Source organism: Pseudomonas sp. PB105, from assembly GCF_009764655.1.
Taxonomy (GTDB): domain Bacteria; phylum Pseudomonadota; class Gammaproteobacteria; order Pseudomonadales; family Pseudomonadaceae; genus Aquipseudomonas; species Aquipseudomonas cyclaminis.
This window is the reverse complement of sequence record NZ_RWIO01000027.1, coordinates 14,569-30,207: the sequence shown is the minus strand read 5'-3', so window position 1 is coordinate 30,207 and position 15,639 is coordinate 14,569. Positions and strand designations below refer to the sequence as shown.

The window sequence follows — 15,639 nt, the reverse complement described above, 5'->3', positions numbered from 1 at the left end:
GCGATGATTATTCCGGATACCAAGGAGAGATAACGGCAGCTTTGCTTTGGGGATTGGCGCGAAGAACGGCCAGCATGTAGCGGGCCGCGACCTCCGGTTGAATGGCCGCAGCAGCACGGGATGTGGCAGCGCGCATGGTAAGCAGGCGTGTGGGGTCGGTGTGCAATGCACTGATGAGCGATTCCAGTGAATCCGGATCATCGGCCACGAATACGTCCCCGGCACCAAATGTCTCCACCAGAACCCGAGCGCCTACCTGATCGCTGCAGATCACAGGAACGCCCGCGCACAACGCTTCATTCACCACGACTCCCCAGCCATCATAACGACTAGGCAAGACCAAGATGTCGTACTCGGACACTACTTTCTGGGTCATGCCGAACGGGATTGTCCCGCGCAAGTGAATCCTGTCGCTGTCGAAGGCAAGCAGCTTGGAGCCGCCAGGGCCGTAGATATCCAGAATGATCGGCGCTTTAGAGCGGGTAACGGCTTCAATGAGCAGATCGATGCCTTTGCGCGCGATCAATGCGCCGACAAAGACAATTCTTAATGTCGTGTCGTCTTCACCGGGGTCTTTTGAATTCGACGCGAGTGCCCCGATGGCCGGAACAAAGTAGCCGAAAGGAAACAGTTTGTTTTTTGCTATCCCCGACGTTGAGTATTGTTCAATCGCCTTTGCCGAGATTGTAAAGACTCCGGATATATGTCGCTTGAGCAGCGCCGTGTACAGCCTGTAAAGACAAGGGCGTAACGCTGCCTTGAGCTTTTCGCGTGTGCGCAGCTTATCGTTGAAGTAGCCTTGGGCAATCGGGGAGTACGGCTCCGAGATGATGTAGAACTCCACTCGAAACAGGACGGCCAGCATCAGGCAGTAGAGCATTTTCAGATTCTGAAATGCGCTGCCGAACAGGTGGACTTCATGTCGGTGCTCGCGCATTTTCCGGTAGCAGTAAAGCATCCCGCCGCGCTGCGGTATCAGTCGACGTTCTATCGACGTTACCTGAGTGTCTTGCCAACCCTGAGCGCGACGGGTCGCATCTTCCATCGTCAGCACATAAGCCAGGAGCGGTGTCTGTGCTTGCTGGGACAGTGCTTCATACGTAAACGCCTGATGATCCGTCAGGACCGGTTGCCAGGTAATGAATAGAGGCTGCTTTGTCATGAGCGCTCACCCCATATAAAACCTAGCACTGCCTGACCAGCCAGTTGTGGAGAACATCGAGTCACGACGGCCTCTGTGCCCCTGAGGGCGCATGCCAGTGTTTGCCCTGGTTCCTCGACGACGCTGCGAAGCAGGTCCGCCAGCGCCTTTGGGTCGTTGCGTGTCAGGTACAGCGCCCCCGAGCCCAATACCGCGCGCACATCGCTGATGTCTGTACTCAATACCAGCAAGCCTGCCTCGGCGAATTCAATAACCTTGGAAGGGAAGGTTGTGTCAGCCAGAGGGCCACCCACCGGCTTCAGCGCCAGGCCTACGTTGCATCGATGGAGTATCTCGGCGTACTCAATATCGGTGGTGCGCCCGTGCACCGTCACTCTGGGGGGGGCGCCTTCATTGGCCAGCTCCCGGAGGGCTTCGAGTGACTCACCTTTGCCGGTCACTTCAAATTGCAGGCTGTGTACCCACGCGTCGGAGTCCTGGCGAAGCAGGCGGATGGTATCAATCAGCAGATCCGCACCGGTATCGGCATTGAGCGTACCGGCCATCAGGACTGATTGCGGGTTGGCACTCGATTTAACGCCAAATGTCTTTGTAGAGGTCGCGCCATAATAACAATGGACTGGACGAATGCCGGTCATGCCTGCCAGCGCGCTGCACGCCAGCAATGCGCCATCTGGACAAAGGCGGTCGTACAGCCAGGTAATAGAGCGCCCCAGTAGTGCTTTCAGCGCACCGCTGTTCTGGCCCGCGACTTCTCCGTCCTCAAGGTCAAGGAAGCGTTTGTAGCCGCTGACGGATGCTGCTATCAGCAAGGGAAGATAAGCACTCATGCGGTTGTAAAAAATCACCGCTTTCTTCGGGCTTGACGAAAGTCGGAGCAGGGCGCCGATCAGAAAGAACAATGAGAGAAACTGGGAAAAAAACCGAACATGTGAAAACGGCGCGTACACGACGGGCACGCCCGCCACCCGCCTGACTGTGCGGGGGAAATAGTTGAAGGAGCCGTTGGCGCGTCCTCGCCCAAGGCTCAGGATGCAGGGGCGTGCGCCTGCTTCGCGTAATGCCTGGCAGAGCATGAGCACCTTGCGGGAGGCGGCAGGGCTATCACTGACAATGCCCCTCTCAAGGCGAGTCTTGTCATCCAGCGCATTGCACACTACCAGGACCAGCGGGCGCTTCATGGCAGTTGTCTCTTAGCGACTGCCGGCACGCCAGCGACCAGCGTATGGGCGGGAACGTCGCGTGTCACCACGGCTCCGGCGGCAACGATGGCGCCGTCACCAATGGTGACGCCCCCCAAAATGATGCTTTTGGCGCCAATCCAGCAGCCGTCACCCACCACAATGGGGCGTGCTGTTCCGGTGCCTGCGCGTCGCTCACGGGGTCCGAGTTCGTGGCTGCCGACGATAAATTCAACGCCATGTCCCAGGTCGCAGCGGGAGCCGATTTGGATATCGGCTTCTTGATGGGTATGAAACACCACCCCAGGGCTAAGCCAGGTGCCTTCGCGGATGATCAGGCGTCCCCGGCCATAGATCCATCCACGCCCGCAGAACTTTACGTCCGGGTGCATCTCGATGCCTGCCCAGCGCAGAAGCGCCGATCGGGCGGTAAACAGACGGGATGGCGGGAGGAGCGACAGAATGATGTTGATTAGGTGTCTGATCATAGGTACCGACTAAGCCTCGACCGGGAGCGCCCCGGTCAGAGACTGTTGCTTCCTGCAGAGTAGGAATTGAGGTGAGAGAGGTGCATTGAGTGGCTCCAGGATGAACCATCCCACGCACCTTTTACTAACGCGAACGCACGCGCAAGGCATTCTCGGAAAACCAGCTGTAGGCGCCCCTCAGTCCATCTTCGAGGGTGATCGTCGCTTCCCAACCCAACTGCTTCAGACGGGAGACGTCCATCAGTTTTCTTGGGGCACCGTCCGGTTTGCTCGCATCAAAGCTCAGGCGGCCCTTGAATCCGGTGACCTTGGCGATGGTCTGAGCCAGCTCACGAATGGTGCAGTCTTCACCCGTCCCGACGTTGATATGAGAGAGCATAGGCTGGGTATGGGCGCCATACAGCTCAGGGCTCAATTCCATAATATGAACGGATGCACTTGCCATATCATCGACATGCAGGAACTCACGCATCGGCGAACCGCTGCCCCAGATCACGACTTCTTCGACATTCTGCTCGGTGGCATCATGAAAGCGACGCAGGAGGGCAGGAATGACGTGAGAGTTTTCCGGATGGAAGTTGTCGTTCGGGCCATACAAGTTGGTAGGCATGGCGCTACGATAATCACGGCCATATTGACGATTGTAGCTTTCGCACAACTTGATCCCGGCAATTTTTGCGATTGCGTAAGGCTCATTTGTAGGCTCAAGCACGCCGGTCAGCAAGGCCTGTTCAGCCATGGGCTGTTGAACCTTGACCGGGTAGATGCAGGATGATCCTAGAAATAGCATTTTCTGCACATCATGTTGATGTGCAGCGTGGACGATGTTGGCCTGCATGGTCAGGTTCTCGTAGATGAACTCCGCCGGGTAGGTGTTATTGGCGTGAATGCCGCCCACCTTGGCGGCCGCCATGTAGACCTGCTCAATCTTGTTCTCGGCAAAAAACGCGGCGACCGACTGCTGATCCAGGAGATTCAATTGAGCCCTGTCCCGGGTCACAATATTTGTGTAACCCAACGCTTGCAGGCGACGGACAATGGCCGAACCGACCATTCCTTTATGGCCGGCAACAAAAACACACTCGCTCAATTGGCGTGACATCCTAGTTCTCCAGCGACACCGGCAGATCGTAACCATGGTTCTTCAGCAGCGCATGACGCTGGGCGACTTTGAGATCTTCGCGAACCATCTCGGCACACATTTCCTGTGCGGTGATTTCCGGTACCCAGCCCAGCTTGGTCTTCGCTTTGGTCGGATCACCCAGCAGGGTTTCAACCTCAGCGGGACGGAAGTAGCGCGGGTCGACGCGAACCAGTGTGTCCCCGACCTTGAGTGCTGGGGCGTTGTCGCCAACGATGGACTCGATAATGGCGCATTCGTCCACGCCGGTCCCTTCAAAGCGCAGGGTCAGGCCGAGTTCGGCTGCAGACCAGCGAATGAAGTCACGAACGGAATATTGCACGCCTGTCGCGATCACGAAATCTTCAGGGGTATCCTGTTGCAGCATCATCCACTGCATGCGGACGTAGTCCTTGGCATGTCCCCAGTCGCGCAGTGCATCCATGTTGCCCATGTACAGGCACTGTTCAAGGCCCTGGGCGATGTTTGCCAGGCCGCGCGTGATCTTGCGGGTCACGAACGTTTCGCCGCGGCGTGGAGATTCGTGGTTGAACAGAATCCCGTTGCAGGCGTGCATGCCGTAGGCTTCACGGTAGTTGACCACGATCCAGTAGGCGTAGAGCTTTGCTACCGCGTAAGGCGAGCGCGGATAGAAGGGTGTGGTTTCTTTTTGAGGCGTTTCCTGCACCAGTCCGTAGAGTTCTGAAGTGGAGGCCTGGTAGAAGCGGGTTTTTTTCTCCAGCCCGAGCAGGCGGATTGCTTCAAGAATGCGCAATGTTCCCATTGCATCGACATCGGCGGTGTATTCAGGCGATTCGAAGCTTACCGCTACGTGGGACTGCGCGCCCAGGTTGTAGACCTCGTCAGGCTGCACTTCCTTGATGATACGGGTCAGGTTGGACGAATCGGACAAGTCGCCGTAATGCAGGATAAAGCGCTGGTTATCAACATGCGGGTCCTGGTAGATGTGATCAACGCGCTGGGTGTTGAAGGACGATGCACGTCGCTTGATGCCGTGGACCTCGTAGCCTTTTTCCAACAACAACTCAGCCAGATAGGAGCCGTCCTGGCCGGTGATCCCGGTGATCAGCGCTTTTTTCAGGGTCATGTCTACGTCCTAGAATTCTTTGAATATGTAGTTAAATTGCATTTAGCATGCTGGTAATGATATCGGTCATCGTCGACTTTGCCTTCCAGCCCAGAACGCGTTCGGCCTTGGCAGGGTCCGCGCGACTGATCAGCAGGTCTGTTGGCCGGAAGAACTCCTGCGATTGGTCGACATAGTCCGTCCAGTCGAGTCCCAATTGTGTGAATGCTTCAGCAACGAATGCTTCAAGTGTGTGCGTCTGGCCGGTGGCGATCACGAAATCACTCGGTTCATCGCACTGCAGCATGCGCCACATGGCATCGACGTACTCTGATGCCGCTCCCCAGTCACGAGCAATATCCAACCGTCCAAGCGTCAACCGTTCGCCCGAACCCGCAGCAATGCGCTTGGCCGTACTTACAATTTTTTGTGTAACAAACCTGGATGGGCGTAATTCGGATTCGTGATTGAACAGGATACCCGTACACGCAAAAAGATTATAAGCCTCACGATAATTATCGACTAGCCAGAAAGCAGATGATTTAGCCACCGCATAAGGGCTGCGGGGATGGAATGTGGTGTTCTCTGACGCCGGTTCACCATTCGTGTCGCCGAAGCATTCGCTGGAACCCGCTTGGTAAAAGCGAATGGGCCGCTCGGTCATCCGGCAGGCCTCAAGCATGTTCAGCGTTCCAAGGGTGATGCTTTGGATGGTTTCGGCGGGCTGTTCAAATGACAATCCGACAGACGACTGCCCGGCGAGAAAATACACTTCGTCAGGCTGGCTGCGTTTCAGCGCCATGAATACACTGCGAAAGTCTTCTGGCACCATCGACAACAATTTCACCTTCGAGACAATACCCAGTCGCTTCAGGTTGGCGAATGAAGAGCCCTGAGCGTCTCGCGAAGTCCCCCAGACGGTATAGCCCTTTTCGAGTAGGAGCTTTGCCAGATAAGCACCGTCCTGACCACTCACGCCACAAATCAGGGCTGTTTTTTCTGAGTATTCCAAAAAATCACCTTTATAAGGACTTGTAGATCGAGAGTGTTTCCTGGGAGCAGCGCTGCCAGGAAAACTGCTTCAACCGCTCACGGCCACGCTCAATCAATCTCGCGATTTCACTGTCAGAGTAAACCACTCTTTCTATCGCTCCGGCCATTTCGTCGCCATTGAGTGGGTCGAACAAGGCCCCGGCATCGCCGATGACTTCGGGCATTGAACTTGTACCGCTGCTGATGACGGGGCAGCCGTGCGCCATGGCCTCCAGTGGTGGAAGACCGAAACCCTCATAAAGAGAGGGATAGACGAAGGCTTTGGCGCCTTCGTAAAGTTGACCGAGGACCGTGTCATCACCGCCGACCTGGCGTACCTGTCCGGCGGCAAAACCTAACCGTTGAACCTGCTCCAACTCGCTTGGCGAAAAGGCACCGCCGCCGAAGGCGACAATATCAAAGTCGGCCTTGAGGCGTTTCGAGTGGGAAACCGCATTCAGTAAGCCGGAGAAGTTTTTGTAACCGTGTCGACTTCCGACATACAACAGATAAGGCTTGACGGGTGAGGCGGCCGTTTCCCGGGCGCAGGGTTTGAACTGCTCGAACCCCAGGTGTGCCACCGATAGTTTGCTTTCGGGCACCGAGAACAGTTTCATCAGGTCCTGGCGGGTGCTCTCCGAAATGCAGATGACATGATCCGCTCGCTCAACGGCGCGTCGCTTTAACGCCGTTGTCTGGTCCCGGGCGGAGAAATTCTCGGGGAACAGTTCGTGAATCATGTCGTAGACAGTCAGTACGATCGGGCAGCCCTTCGGGGCAGCGCTGAAACGTGAAAAATAGGTTTCATGCACAACCTCAGGCTTCCAGGCACGCATGGCGCGCTGACCCAGCAAGTGGTTGTAGATCAGCGCCAGCCGCGTCGTACGAGGCGGGTACTGTTCGGCTTTCTGGCCGTGGACAATGCCCTCGGGCAGGTCGTTGAGATAAAAGTTGCGGTGAAGCGGCGAGAAAATGCCCACCTCGTTGCCGGTGATGGCCATCTGCTCGGCAATGCGAGAAAAATAGCGAGAAATGCCGCCGTAGTTTTGTAGGCAGAATATCTGGTGATCAAAAGCAACGCGCATTTTTATGCTTCGCCTCGTGAGAAATAAGACCTTGATAGATCAGGAAATCGAGTGTGCACCTTAGCAAAATCAGTGCCTCTGGCGGCTGTTTTGGTGCGGTGACGGGCCAGCATTCTCAGAGCGGGTTTCTCCACTCGATTTTTCGGGCAGCAAAGCGGATGACAAATACGCGGAGCCCAACGAGCAGGTAGGTGGCTCCCAGGGAGAATGCCATTGTGAAAGGGTTGTTTAACGCCCAAGTGTCGAACAGTGCTCTCATTGCAAACAGCGCACATAAGGCGATGGCGGCGGGTATCAGGATTGTTTCGGTGTACCAGATTCTGGCCGGTTTGATACTGAGTTTTCGAAAAATAACGGGTGAGCATATCACCACGTAACTCACGTTCAGAATCAACCAGGGCAATGCACTGCCGTCCAGTCCGTAGTGGGTGGCCAGGTAGTAAGTCAGCGGGATGATGAATACAACAGCCACAGCGTTCTGCCATACGCTGAACCGCGTCCAGCCGTGGGCCAGTTGGAGTGCGTAAGGCATCTGCATGAATGCATAGAACATGGTCCCAATCGCCAGAAACCATAGCGGAGTACTGGCTAGTGCCGCAACGTGTTCATCTCTCGTCCATAACAGCAGTAACGGCTGGCTATATAGCGCGACCCAGATAGAGAATGGGATCACCAGCAATGAAAGTACTTGGCTGGCCCTTGTAAACGTGCCAAATGTTTCGACGTTGTTGTGTGTAGTGACAAGGGATACCAGTTTTGGGTAGTAGACATTAAACACTGGAGAGACCAGCCGGAATGCCACCGAACCCACGGTCCAGGCCAGCATGTAACACCCGAACTCCTTGAGTGGGAGTATTTTTGACAGGATGATCTTATCCACTTGCATTAACAGAAAAGCAAGGATGTTGGTGGTCGCTACGCCTGCCGCAAAGCCACCGAGGCGTTTAATGATGTCCGTGGAAAATACGCCCACTTCTCGCCACTCTGGAAGTTCACTGATCAGTTTTCTACGCAATACCAGAACGGTGGCGAGGCTGTTGATGCCCTGCCATATCAGAAACCACTCTACAGTCGGTGAAACAATCCATAAAACCAACGCCGCGCCGGCGGCACGCGTGGTGGCGAATACAGAACTTATCGAGTTCAGTGTGACGTGTTTTTGAAGTCCGATGAGGCCGCCATAGTAAAGCCCGATAGGGAACTGTAACAGCAGTGCAATCCCCATTATTCTCAGCGAACGCGTGGCCGATTCAACGTTGTCCGCATTGACGGTGAGCCAGTGGTCAGCTATCAGTGGGGCCAGCAGTGTGATGCATGCACCGAGCGCGATTGCGACAGACCAGAAGATACATTCCACGCTTTTAATGGTCAGTACTATCTTTTGTTTTTGGGCTGTAGAGGCGGCTTCATAAGTGGATGCCTCTCGCGATGCCACGGCCCCAAATCCGCCGTCAAACATCGTCATGGCTGACGAAAGAATGATGAAAAATCCAACCAGCCCGTAACCTTCTACACCAATGAACTTAAGGTAGAGTGGAACAAAGCAGATACCCATCAGGGCGATCCAGCCTTGCCCTACAAAGTTGGCGGAGATATTTTTAAATAGGCCACTCATTCGCCGGGGTCCTCAACGTGCCCGCTCAATAGGCAGGGTCCATGCGGGGTATCAATGAAATCGAAATAAGGTTTCGATTGAGTGAGCAACGTACTCTTTGACGGTATGACCCTAAACAGAGCAAGTAATAAAATCGTGTATTTCATTATAGAAAAAGATGTGCTGACGTGACGCAGGGAACGAGGATATGGCGGGTCTCGGGAGGGCGTGTGCCCAATCCGTTCGCCAACATTGCTGCCGTCATGGGAAACCTCTCCTGCAAGCGCCTTTGAAACCCGCTCAATCAACTGGTGGGTGGGGGCGAAGACCCATATGGCACGAGTGCTACAGCAGAATTGGCAGGCGGGGAGACTAGCATAGACTCTTGAATTTACATATTAAAAAGCGCCATTTATGTGGCGCTGCAGCCGCCCGATCCCAGGACCAAGAGGATTTTCTGAGGTTGCGTGGATCGATGCGTTCGACGACAAGCCGGGCGCTCGCGCAGAACTTGTGGTACAGGCTTTCGCATGCACTTTCAAACCTGTGGCGTGCCATAGATGCCCTGTCTGCCCATTGCTTGTAGCGCTCAATATCGTATTGATCAATGTATACGCGAGGTACAGTGCTACGAAACGCGTCCAGGCACGCTCGGAACCTGCGGAGTCAGGGCTTCAAGTGGTACTCTACGCCCCTTGCGAAGTGATGACGCGAGCGCGCAAAGTCGGGGCTCGCTGTGAACCCTGCTAAGTGCGGGGCTTTGGGCGTTGTAGACGCGCAGTTTGCTCGGCGTTTGAAGACTGGCGACGCGAGTACCTGAGCATGTTCAAACTTATCGGGAATTTCACCTGGGTCTTGCTGGTTGCTCCCTTCATTGCGAGCGACAGCGATTCGTGCAGGCGTGTGTAGAAAAATTGTGGAGCAACATGTTGATGTGTCTAGGCGGTTGGAGAATGCGGATTGAGTCATAAGAAAACATTCTTCGTGACCGGAGCAAGTGGCTTTGTCGGGGCTGCGCTTGTAGAGCGTCTTGCGTCGAATGCTGATTGTCAGGTGCTTGCACTCGTACGTCGTGACGATGTGGTATTGCCTTTGGGGGCGACCAGGGTGCGCGTGGGTGAAGACTACCTTGCCTCGGAGGACCTGCCTCTCACCGGTGTTGATGTGCTGGTTCACTGTGCGGCCCGTGTTCACGTGATGTCCGATGCATCGAACGATCCGTATTCGGCCTATCGCCGGATCAATGTAGAAGGCACGTTGAGGTTGGCCGAGCAAGCCGCGCGGTCGGGGGTCAAGCGTTTCATTTTTATCAGTTCGATCAAAGTCAATGGCGAGGGTACCCGGCCAGGGGAAGCGTATACGGCAGATGATCCACCCGCCCCGGCTAGCCCATACGGCGTCTCCAAGATGGAGGCTGAGCAGCAACTTCAGTTGCTCGCTCAGCGGACCGGCATGGAGGTCGTTATTATTCGTCCCGTCCTCGTGTATGGCCCGGACGTGAGGGCGAACTTTCGCAGCATGATGGTATGGCTGAACAAAGGCATTGCCTTGCCGCTGGGGGCTATCCGCAGTCAGCGCAGCTTGGTGGCGCTGGATAACCTGGTGGACCTGATTGTGACGTGTCTTCAGCATCCCGCAGCGGCCAATCAGGTGTTTCTGGTGAGCGACGGTGAGGATATGTCGACCACGGAACTGTTGACCCGTATTGGGCTGGCATTGCACAAGCCTGCGCGGCTGATTCCTGTTCCCGCAGCCCTGCTGCGCTGGGGCATGTTCCTGATCGGGCGCAGAGGAATGGGGCAGCGCCTGTGTGGCTCTCTACAGGTTGATATCCAAAAAACGCGTGAGCTCCTGGGATGGACACCGCCTACATCCGTGACGGTCGCTTTACGCAAGACGGCAGAGCATTTTCAGGGGAGTTTGAAGTAGTGGTGTGTGTGAATATGAACCCGACAGGGAGCCGTTGATGAACCACTTACTTTGGCTCGTGCCGATTGTCGCCGTCCTTGCAGGTGTATTGACTTGGTTATTGCGCGGTTATGCACTGTCCCGAAGCCTGATTGACGTACCCAACGCACGCAGCTCTCACTCGGTGCCCACGCCCAGGGGCGGCGGTGTCGCGATTGTTGTGAGTTTTCTCGTCGCGCTGCCCCTGTTGTTCGTGAGTGGGGCGGTTTCTCCCGCCCTCACCTGGGCACTCATGGGGGGCGGTGCAGCGGTCGCGGTGCTGGGCTTTCTCGACGATCATGGTCACATTGCCGCACGTTGGCGTTTATTGGGACACTTCAGTGCCGCCTCATGGGCACTCTTCTGGATCGGCGGTTTACCCGCTGTGAGCTTGCCGGGCATTACCACCGACCTCGGTTGGGTGGGCCATGTGGCCGCTGTTTTTTACCTGGTATGGGCACTCAACCTTTACAACTTCATGGACGGCATTGATGGGTTGGCGAGTATCGAGGCGATGTGCGTATGCCTCGGCGCCTGCCTGGTCTATTGGCTGGGCGGGTATGGGGCGGCTATCTGGGTGCCACTGTTATTAAGCATGGCAGTGCTGGGGTTTCTCTATTGGAATTTCCCTGCGGCAAGAATATTCATGGGCGATGCCGGCAGTGGTTTTCTCGGGTTCGCCCTTGGCGTGCTGTCGCTGACTGCGGCCTGGCAGAATGCCAATTTGCTGTGGGTCTGGTTGATTCTCTTGGGTGTGTTTATTGTCGATGCAACATTGACGTTGATCCGGCGATTGGTGCGGGGGGACAAAGTCTACGAAGCCCATCGCAGCCACGCCTACCAGTTCGCGTCTCGTGAAGTGGGCAGTCATTTGCCTGTGACGCTGTCGGTCCTGGCGATCAATGTGCTGTGGCTGACCCCCATCGCAATAGGCGTCGGTGTTTTGGGTTTGAATGGCCTGCTGGGATTGGTTATCGCTTATACGCCATTGGTCGTTTTAGCCATCAAGTACAAAGCCGGTGAGCTGGAAACCTGATGTTATTTTTGCAGTAAACGCGTTATAGAGGCGGTGAGCGTTTAGCCGCGAGTAAAGGAGCTGCACAGGTGTTTGAAGGGTTTATGGGTACCATCCGGTCATGTCTACTGGGCCTTCCTCGGCGAAGGAAGCGCTTTCTGCAAGTCATCACAGACGTTCTCCTGGTCTGGCTGGCATTGTGGATGGCGTTTGTCGTTCGCCTAGGTGTGGACGATATGATCAACCCTGTGGCGCAACACTTCTGGCTGTTTTTGAGTGCGCCAGTGGTGGCTATTCCGCTTTTTGTGCGTTTCGGAATGTACCGCGCCGTGATGCGTTATTTCGGTAACGATGCGTTGATCGTGATAATCAAGGCGGTCAGCCTGTCCTCTCTGATTCTGGGGGTCGTGGTTTACCTGTACAGCAATCATCAGGCCGTCGTACCTCGTTCTATTATTTTCAACTATTGGTGGCTGAGCGTGATAATGGTCGGCGGATTGCGGCTGGCCATGCGCCAGTACTTCCTCGGCGATTGGTTCACGGCTGCGCAGCATGTGCCATTCACCAGCCGGGAAGACGGTTTGCCGCGAGTTGCAATTTACGGTGCAGGCGCCGCAGGCAACCAACTGGTCGCTGCTTTGCGCATGGGCCGCGTCATGCGCCCGGTTGCGTTTATCGATGACGATGATGGTATTTCTGACCGCGTCATTTCAGGGTTGCAGGTTTATAAGCCCAAACATATCCAGCGGATGATCGAAGCCACTGGCGCACAGGAAATCCTTCTGGCCATACCGTCTTCCAACAGAGGCCGTCGACGCGAGATCTTGGGGTTTCTGGAAGGTTTTCCGTTGCATGTACGCAGCGTGCCGGGGTTTATGGACCTTGCCAGCGGGCGGGTCAAGGTAGATGACATCCAAGAAGTTGATATCGCTGATTTGCTTGGGCGCGATACCGTTCCCGCGCAATCCGAACTGCTGGAACATTGCATCATGCGACGAAGCGTTCTGGTGACGGGGGCCGGAGGTTCGATAGGCGCTGAATTGTGCCGCCAGATATTGACGTTGAATCCGACGACGTTGTTACTGTTTGAACACAGTGAGTTCAATCTTTACAGCATTATGTCTGAGCTTGAACAGCGCATCGCCCGAGAGTCGCTATCGGTTAGACTGCTCCCTATCCTGGGATCGGTACGTAACCCGAACAAACTGCTGGATGTCATGAAAACCTGGCGGGTAGACACCGTGTATCACGCGGCTGCCTATAAGCATGTGCCGATGGTCGAACACAATATCGCCGAAGGCGTACTGAACAACGTGATCGGCACACTCAATACCGCACAGGCTGCTCTCCAAGCCGGCGTTTCCAACTTCGTGCTCATCTCGACCGACAAGGCTGTACGTCCCACCAATGTCATGGGCAGTACCAAGCGCCTTGCCGAGTTGACCCTTCAAGCGCTGAGCCGGGAGCTGGCGCCTGTGCTGTTTGATGATAAAACGAACATTTCCCGCGTCAATAAAACCCGGTTCACCATGGTCCGGTTCGGTAATGTACTGGGCTCTTCCGGTTCGGTTATCCCGTTGTTTCACAAGCAAATCAAGTCGGGTGGGCCTATCACGGTGACTCATCCGAAAATCACACGCTACTTCATGACCATTCCCGAAGCCGCACAGTTGGTGATTCAGGCGGGCTCAATGGGCCAGGGCGGCGATGTATTCGTCCTGGACATGGGGGAGCCGGTGAAGATCGTAGAACTGGCCGAAAGAATGATTCATCTCTCGGGCTTGAGCGTGCGCTCCGATAGAAATCCCCAAGGCGACATCGCCATCGAATTCACCGGCCTACGCCCCGGTGAAAAGCTTTACGAAGAGTTACTGATCGGCGACAACGTTGTCGCTACACGACACCCCATGATCATGAGCGCCAACGAAGATCATTTATCCTGGGATGTGCTCAAAGACAAGCTGACGGAGCTGCTGGCCGCGGTGGAACAAGATGACTACACCCGCGTCCGCCAACTCCTGCGCGACACTGTAAGCGGCTACTCCCCTGACGGAGAAATCGTCGACTGGATCTACCAGCAACGTCGCTTGGAACCCTGATTTAACACTCTGTTACGCAAGCATTTTTGACGAATCCCCAACATCACCTAAGTTTGAAAAGCAGCTTCGGAAAAGCTGCTTTTCCCTCAACGATGTCAAGGAGCGTCACCCATGCAGAAAACCTACATTTCTTCGCTGATCTTCGCCTTCCTCACAACCCTCTCCGTCGCCGCCACCGCAGCGCCGTCCATCAAGCCAGAAGCCCCAACCCCTGTCACCGCGCAGATGACTCAGGTCGAGCAGTCCGCCAAGGTCAACCTGAACGCCGCCGACGCCGAGACCCTGCGTCGGGATCTGTTCGGCATTGGCGCGGCCAAAGCCAAGGCGATCATCGCCTACCGCGAAAGCAACGGTCCGTTCACGGCGGTGGATGAGTTGTTGGAAGTGAAGGGGATCGGCAAGGCGTTGCTGGAGAAGAACCGCGACAGGTTGGTGATCAACTAAACGTCCAAGAGGCCGGTCATTGATCGGCCTCTTTCTCCTGCAGATTTTGCGTTTTCAGGTTCTCCCGTACTACTTCCATGATCCGTCTTGCCAATTGTGGATCTTCAACACTCCTGGCCAAGACCAGTGCGCCTACCAGTGTCGACATCATCATCAGACTTTCTGCGTCGCAACGTCCCGCGCCCAGTGCCGTTTCAATTTGCTTGAGCCTTGCGTCGAGCACGTGGTCGGTGGTTGCACTGGGTTGGCCTCTCAAGCCCAGTTCGGAAGACATCGTTGGCAACGGGCAGCCCTGGTCCGGTGAGGTCAGGTGCCATTCCGACAGGTAGCTGTCGATAAACGAGTCCAGCGGCCGTTCCTGGCTGAACAGCATGTCGCAATGGGCATCCAGGTCGGCCGCCGCAGCCTGTAGCGCTTTTTCCACCAGCTCTTTCTTGGACCTGAAGTGCGCGTAGAAGCCGCCATGGGTCAGGTTGAGCGCTTTCATCAGCGGCTGCAGGCCGGTGGCGTCGATGCCGTCACGGCGAAAGCGGGCTGACGCTTCCTTGATGATGCGTTGGTGGGTCTGGGCTTTGTGGTCTTGGGAATAACGCATAGGGCGGCCTCGGTGACAGGCTGGCATTTTAACCAACCTGAACTTTTTTACACGGTTGGCGAAGCTAAGGTGTTGGCATGAAAAGTGATTACCTCTACGCAAAAGATTGTTCAACAATCGTGAGGGAATGATGACTCCCAGTTTGTCTTTAGCCGACCAGATTGCCTTGGAGCTGCGCGCCGACATTATCGGCGGGCGGTTATTGCCAGGTATGGCGTTGGTCGAGGTGGATCTGGTCCGGGCCTACAGTGCGTCGCGCAACACCATTCGCGAAGCCCTGCACCGTTTGGGTCAGGAAGGGCTGACCCGTTACGTGCGCAACAAGGGTGTGATGGTCCGGCGACTGCAGCGGGAGGAGGTTCGCGACCTGTTTGTCGTGCGCCGCACCCTCGAATTGCAGGCGATCGCCGACAGCAGCGTGTTGACGGATGAACAATCTGAACGCATGCAAAACGCCATCGACGCCACCACCCTGGCCCGTGAGCGCGAAGACTGGCGCGCCGTGGCCACCCACAGTTTGTTGTTCCATCAGCACATTGTCGGGTTGATGCGCAGCCCGTTGTTCGATGAGTTTTTCGCCCAGGTCATCGCCCAATTACGCTTGGTGTTTTGCGCGGCGCTCGATGAGCAGCGATTCCAGTCGCCCTGGCTGGAACGTGACCGCGAGATTTACACGTTACTGGTCCAGCCGAATAAAGCCGCGGCAGGGGAGGCGATGAGCCTGTACCTGGAGGATTCCGAACGCATCTCGTTGGCTCTTTTTACCCACCCCTGATTGAGGATCTGCACC

General features: G+C 55.7%; 14 protein-coding genes. 5 read left to right on the top strand and 9 right to left on the bottom strand.

Translation table 11 applies throughout. The features are described from left to right. Positions 1-7 precede the first annotated feature (7 nt). From EJD88_RS04940 to EJD88_RS04905, 8 genes are all read right to left on the bottom strand, one after another. Complete coding sequence (locus tag EJD88_RS04940; protein ID WP_158877030.1) at positions 8-1,162, bottom strand: glycosyltransferase family 4 protein; 1,155 nt, start codon at positions 1,160-1,162, stop codon at positions 8-10. After that, positions 1,159-2,343, bottom strand: coding sequence for a glycosyltransferase (locus EJD88_RS04935; protein WP_099587327.1), 1,185 nt, complete (start codon positions 2,341-2,343; stop codon positions 1,159-1,161). Before EJD88_RS04935 ends, EJD88_RS04940 begins: the two co-directional genes overlap by 4 nt. Beyond that, complete coding sequence (locus tag EJD88_RS04930; protein WP_158877028.1) at positions 2,340-2,831, bottom strand: DapH/DapD/GlmU-related protein; 492 nt, start codon at positions 2,829-2,831, stop codon at positions 2,340-2,342. Before EJD88_RS04930 ends, EJD88_RS04935 begins: the two co-directional genes overlap by 4 nt. A 124-nt stretch (positions 2,832-2,955) precedes the next feature. Then, a complete protein-coding gene (locus EJD88_RS04925) occupies positions 2,956-3,933 on the bottom strand; it encodes a GDP-L-fucose synthase (protein ID WP_158877026.1) in 978 nt (325 codons plus the stop codon). Between the two features lies 1 nt (position 3,934). After that, on the bottom strand, positions 3,935-5,059 hold the full coding sequence (gene gmd / locus EJD88_RS04920) for a GDP-mannose 4,6-dehydratase (protein ID WP_178075438.1): 1,125 nt from the start codon (positions 5,057-5,059) through the stop codon (positions 3,935-3,937). A 31-nt stretch (positions 5,060-5,090) separates the two neighbouring features. Beyond that, entirely contained in the window at positions 5,091-6,050 is a 960-nt protein-coding gene (locus tag EJD88_RS04915; protein ID WP_150674626.1) for a GDP-mannose 4,6-dehydratase, read from the bottom strand. Between the two features lie 10 nt (positions 6,051-6,060). Further along, positions 6,061-7,155, bottom strand: coding sequence for a glycosyltransferase family 1 protein (locus EJD88_RS04910; protein WP_158877024.1), 1,095 nt, complete (start codon positions 7,153-7,155; stop codon positions 6,061-6,063). Positions 7,156-7,270: 115 nt separating this feature from the next. Further along, a complete protein-coding gene (locus EJD88_RS04905) occupies positions 7,271-8,770 on the bottom strand; it encodes a lipopolysaccharide biosynthesis protein (RefSeq protein ID WP_099587322.1) in 1,500 nt (499 codons plus the stop codon). A 939-nt stretch (positions 8,771-9,709) separates the two neighbouring features. On the opposite strand from EJD88_RS04905, the gene EJD88_RS04900 reads away from it, so the two are divergent. The 4 genes from EJD88_RS04900 to EJD88_RS04885 all read left to right on the top strand — a co-directional run bounded on the left by EJD88_RS04900 (position 9,710) and on the right by EJD88_RS04885 (position 14,254). Continuing rightward, a complete protein-coding gene (locus tag EJD88_RS04900) occupies positions 9,710-10,678 on the top strand; it encodes an SDR family oxidoreductase (protein ID WP_099587321.1) in 969 nt (322 codons plus the stop codon). A 37-nt stretch (positions 10,679-10,715) separates the two neighbouring features. Next, the gene (locus EJD88_RS04895) at positions 10,716-11,732 is read left to right on the top strand and encodes a glycosyltransferase family 4 protein (RefSeq protein ID WP_099587320.1); all 1,017 of its coding nucleotides are present in this window, start codon (positions 10,716-10,718) and stop codon (positions 11,730-11,732) included. A gap of 83 nt (positions 11,733-11,815) precedes the next feature. Then, positions 11,816-13,810 (top strand): nucleoside-diphosphate sugar epimerase/dehydratase, encoded by a 1,995-nt coding sequence (locus EJD88_RS04890; RefSeq protein ID WP_099587565.1) that lies wholly within the window; start codon positions 11,816-11,818, stop codon positions 13,808-13,810. A 111-nt stretch (positions 13,811-13,921) separates the two neighbouring features. Beyond that, the gene (locus tag EJD88_RS04885; protein WP_099587319.1) at positions 13,922-14,254 is read left to right on the top strand and encodes a helix-hairpin-helix domain-containing protein; all 333 of its coding nucleotides are present in this window, start codon (positions 13,922-13,924) and stop codon (positions 14,252-14,254) included. 16 nt (positions 14,255-14,270) lie between these two features. On the opposite strand, the gene EJD88_RS04880 is transcribed toward EJD88_RS04885, so the two are convergent. Further along, positions 14,271-14,849 carry a TetR/AcrR family transcriptional regulator gene (locus tag EJD88_RS04880; protein ID WP_158877022.1) on the bottom strand — a complete coding sequence of 193 codons (579 nt, stop codon included), beginning with the start codon at positions 14,847-14,849 and terminating at the stop codon, positions 14,271-14,273. Positions 14,850-14,979: 130 nt separating this feature from the next. On the opposite strand from EJD88_RS04880, the gene EJD88_RS04875 reads away from it, so the two are divergent. Beyond that, positions 14,980-15,624 carry a GntR family transcriptional regulator gene (locus EJD88_RS04875; protein WP_158877020.1) on the top strand — a complete coding sequence of 215 codons (645 nt, stop codon included), beginning with the start codon at positions 14,980-14,982 and terminating at the stop codon, positions 15,622-15,624. Positions 15,625-15,639: the final 15 nt, after the last annotated feature.

Bases quoted from the DNA above. Each gene is read 5' to 3' on its own strand.
- EJD88_RS04940 (WP_158877030.1), bottom strand. From the start codon at position 1,162: ATGACAAAGCAGCCTCTATTCATTACCTGGCAACCGGTCCTGACGGAT.
- EJD88_RS04885 (WP_099587319.1), top strand. From the start codon at position 13,922: ATGCAGAAAACCTACATTTCTTCGCTGATCTTCGCCTTCCTCACAACC.
- EJD88_RS04910 (WP_158877024.1), bottom strand. From the start codon at position 7,155: ATGCGCGTTGCTTTTGATCACCAGATATTCTGCCTACAAAACTACGGC.
- EJD88_RS04925 (WP_158877026.1), bottom strand. From the start codon at position 3,933: ATGTCACGCCAATTGAGCGAGTGTGTTTTTGTTGCCGGCCATAAAGGA.
- EJD88_RS04890 (WP_099587565.1), top strand. From the start codon at position 11,816: ATGGGTACCATCCGGTCATGTCTACTGGGCCTTCCTCGGCGAAGGAAG.
- EJD88_RS04895 (WP_099587320.1), top strand. From the start codon at position 10,716: ATGAACCACTTACTTTGGCTCGTGCCGATTGTCGCCGTCCTTGCAGGT.
- EJD88_RS04935 (WP_099587327.1), bottom strand. From the start codon at position 2,343: ATGAAGCGCCCGCTGGTCCTGGTAGTGTGCAATGCGCTGGATGACAAG.
- EJD88_RS04880 (WP_158877022.1), bottom strand. From the start codon at position 14,849: ATGCGTTATTCCCAAGACCACAAAGCCCAGACCCACCAACGCATCATC.
- EJD88_RS04930 (WP_158877028.1), bottom strand. From the start codon at position 2,831: ATGATCAGACACCTAATCAACATCATTCTGTCGCTCCTCCCGCCATCC.
- gmd (WP_178075438.1), bottom strand. From the start codon at position 5,059: ATGACCCTGAAAAAAGCGCTGATCACCGGGATCACCGGCCAGGACGGC.
- EJD88_RS04905 (WP_099587322.1), bottom strand. From the start codon at position 8,770: ATGAGTGGCCTATTTAAAAATATCTCCGCCAACTTTGTAGGGCAAGGC.
- EJD88_RS04875 (WP_158877020.1), top strand. From the start codon at position 14,980: ATGACTCCCAGTTTGTCTTTAGCCGACCAGATTGCCTTGGAGCTGCGC.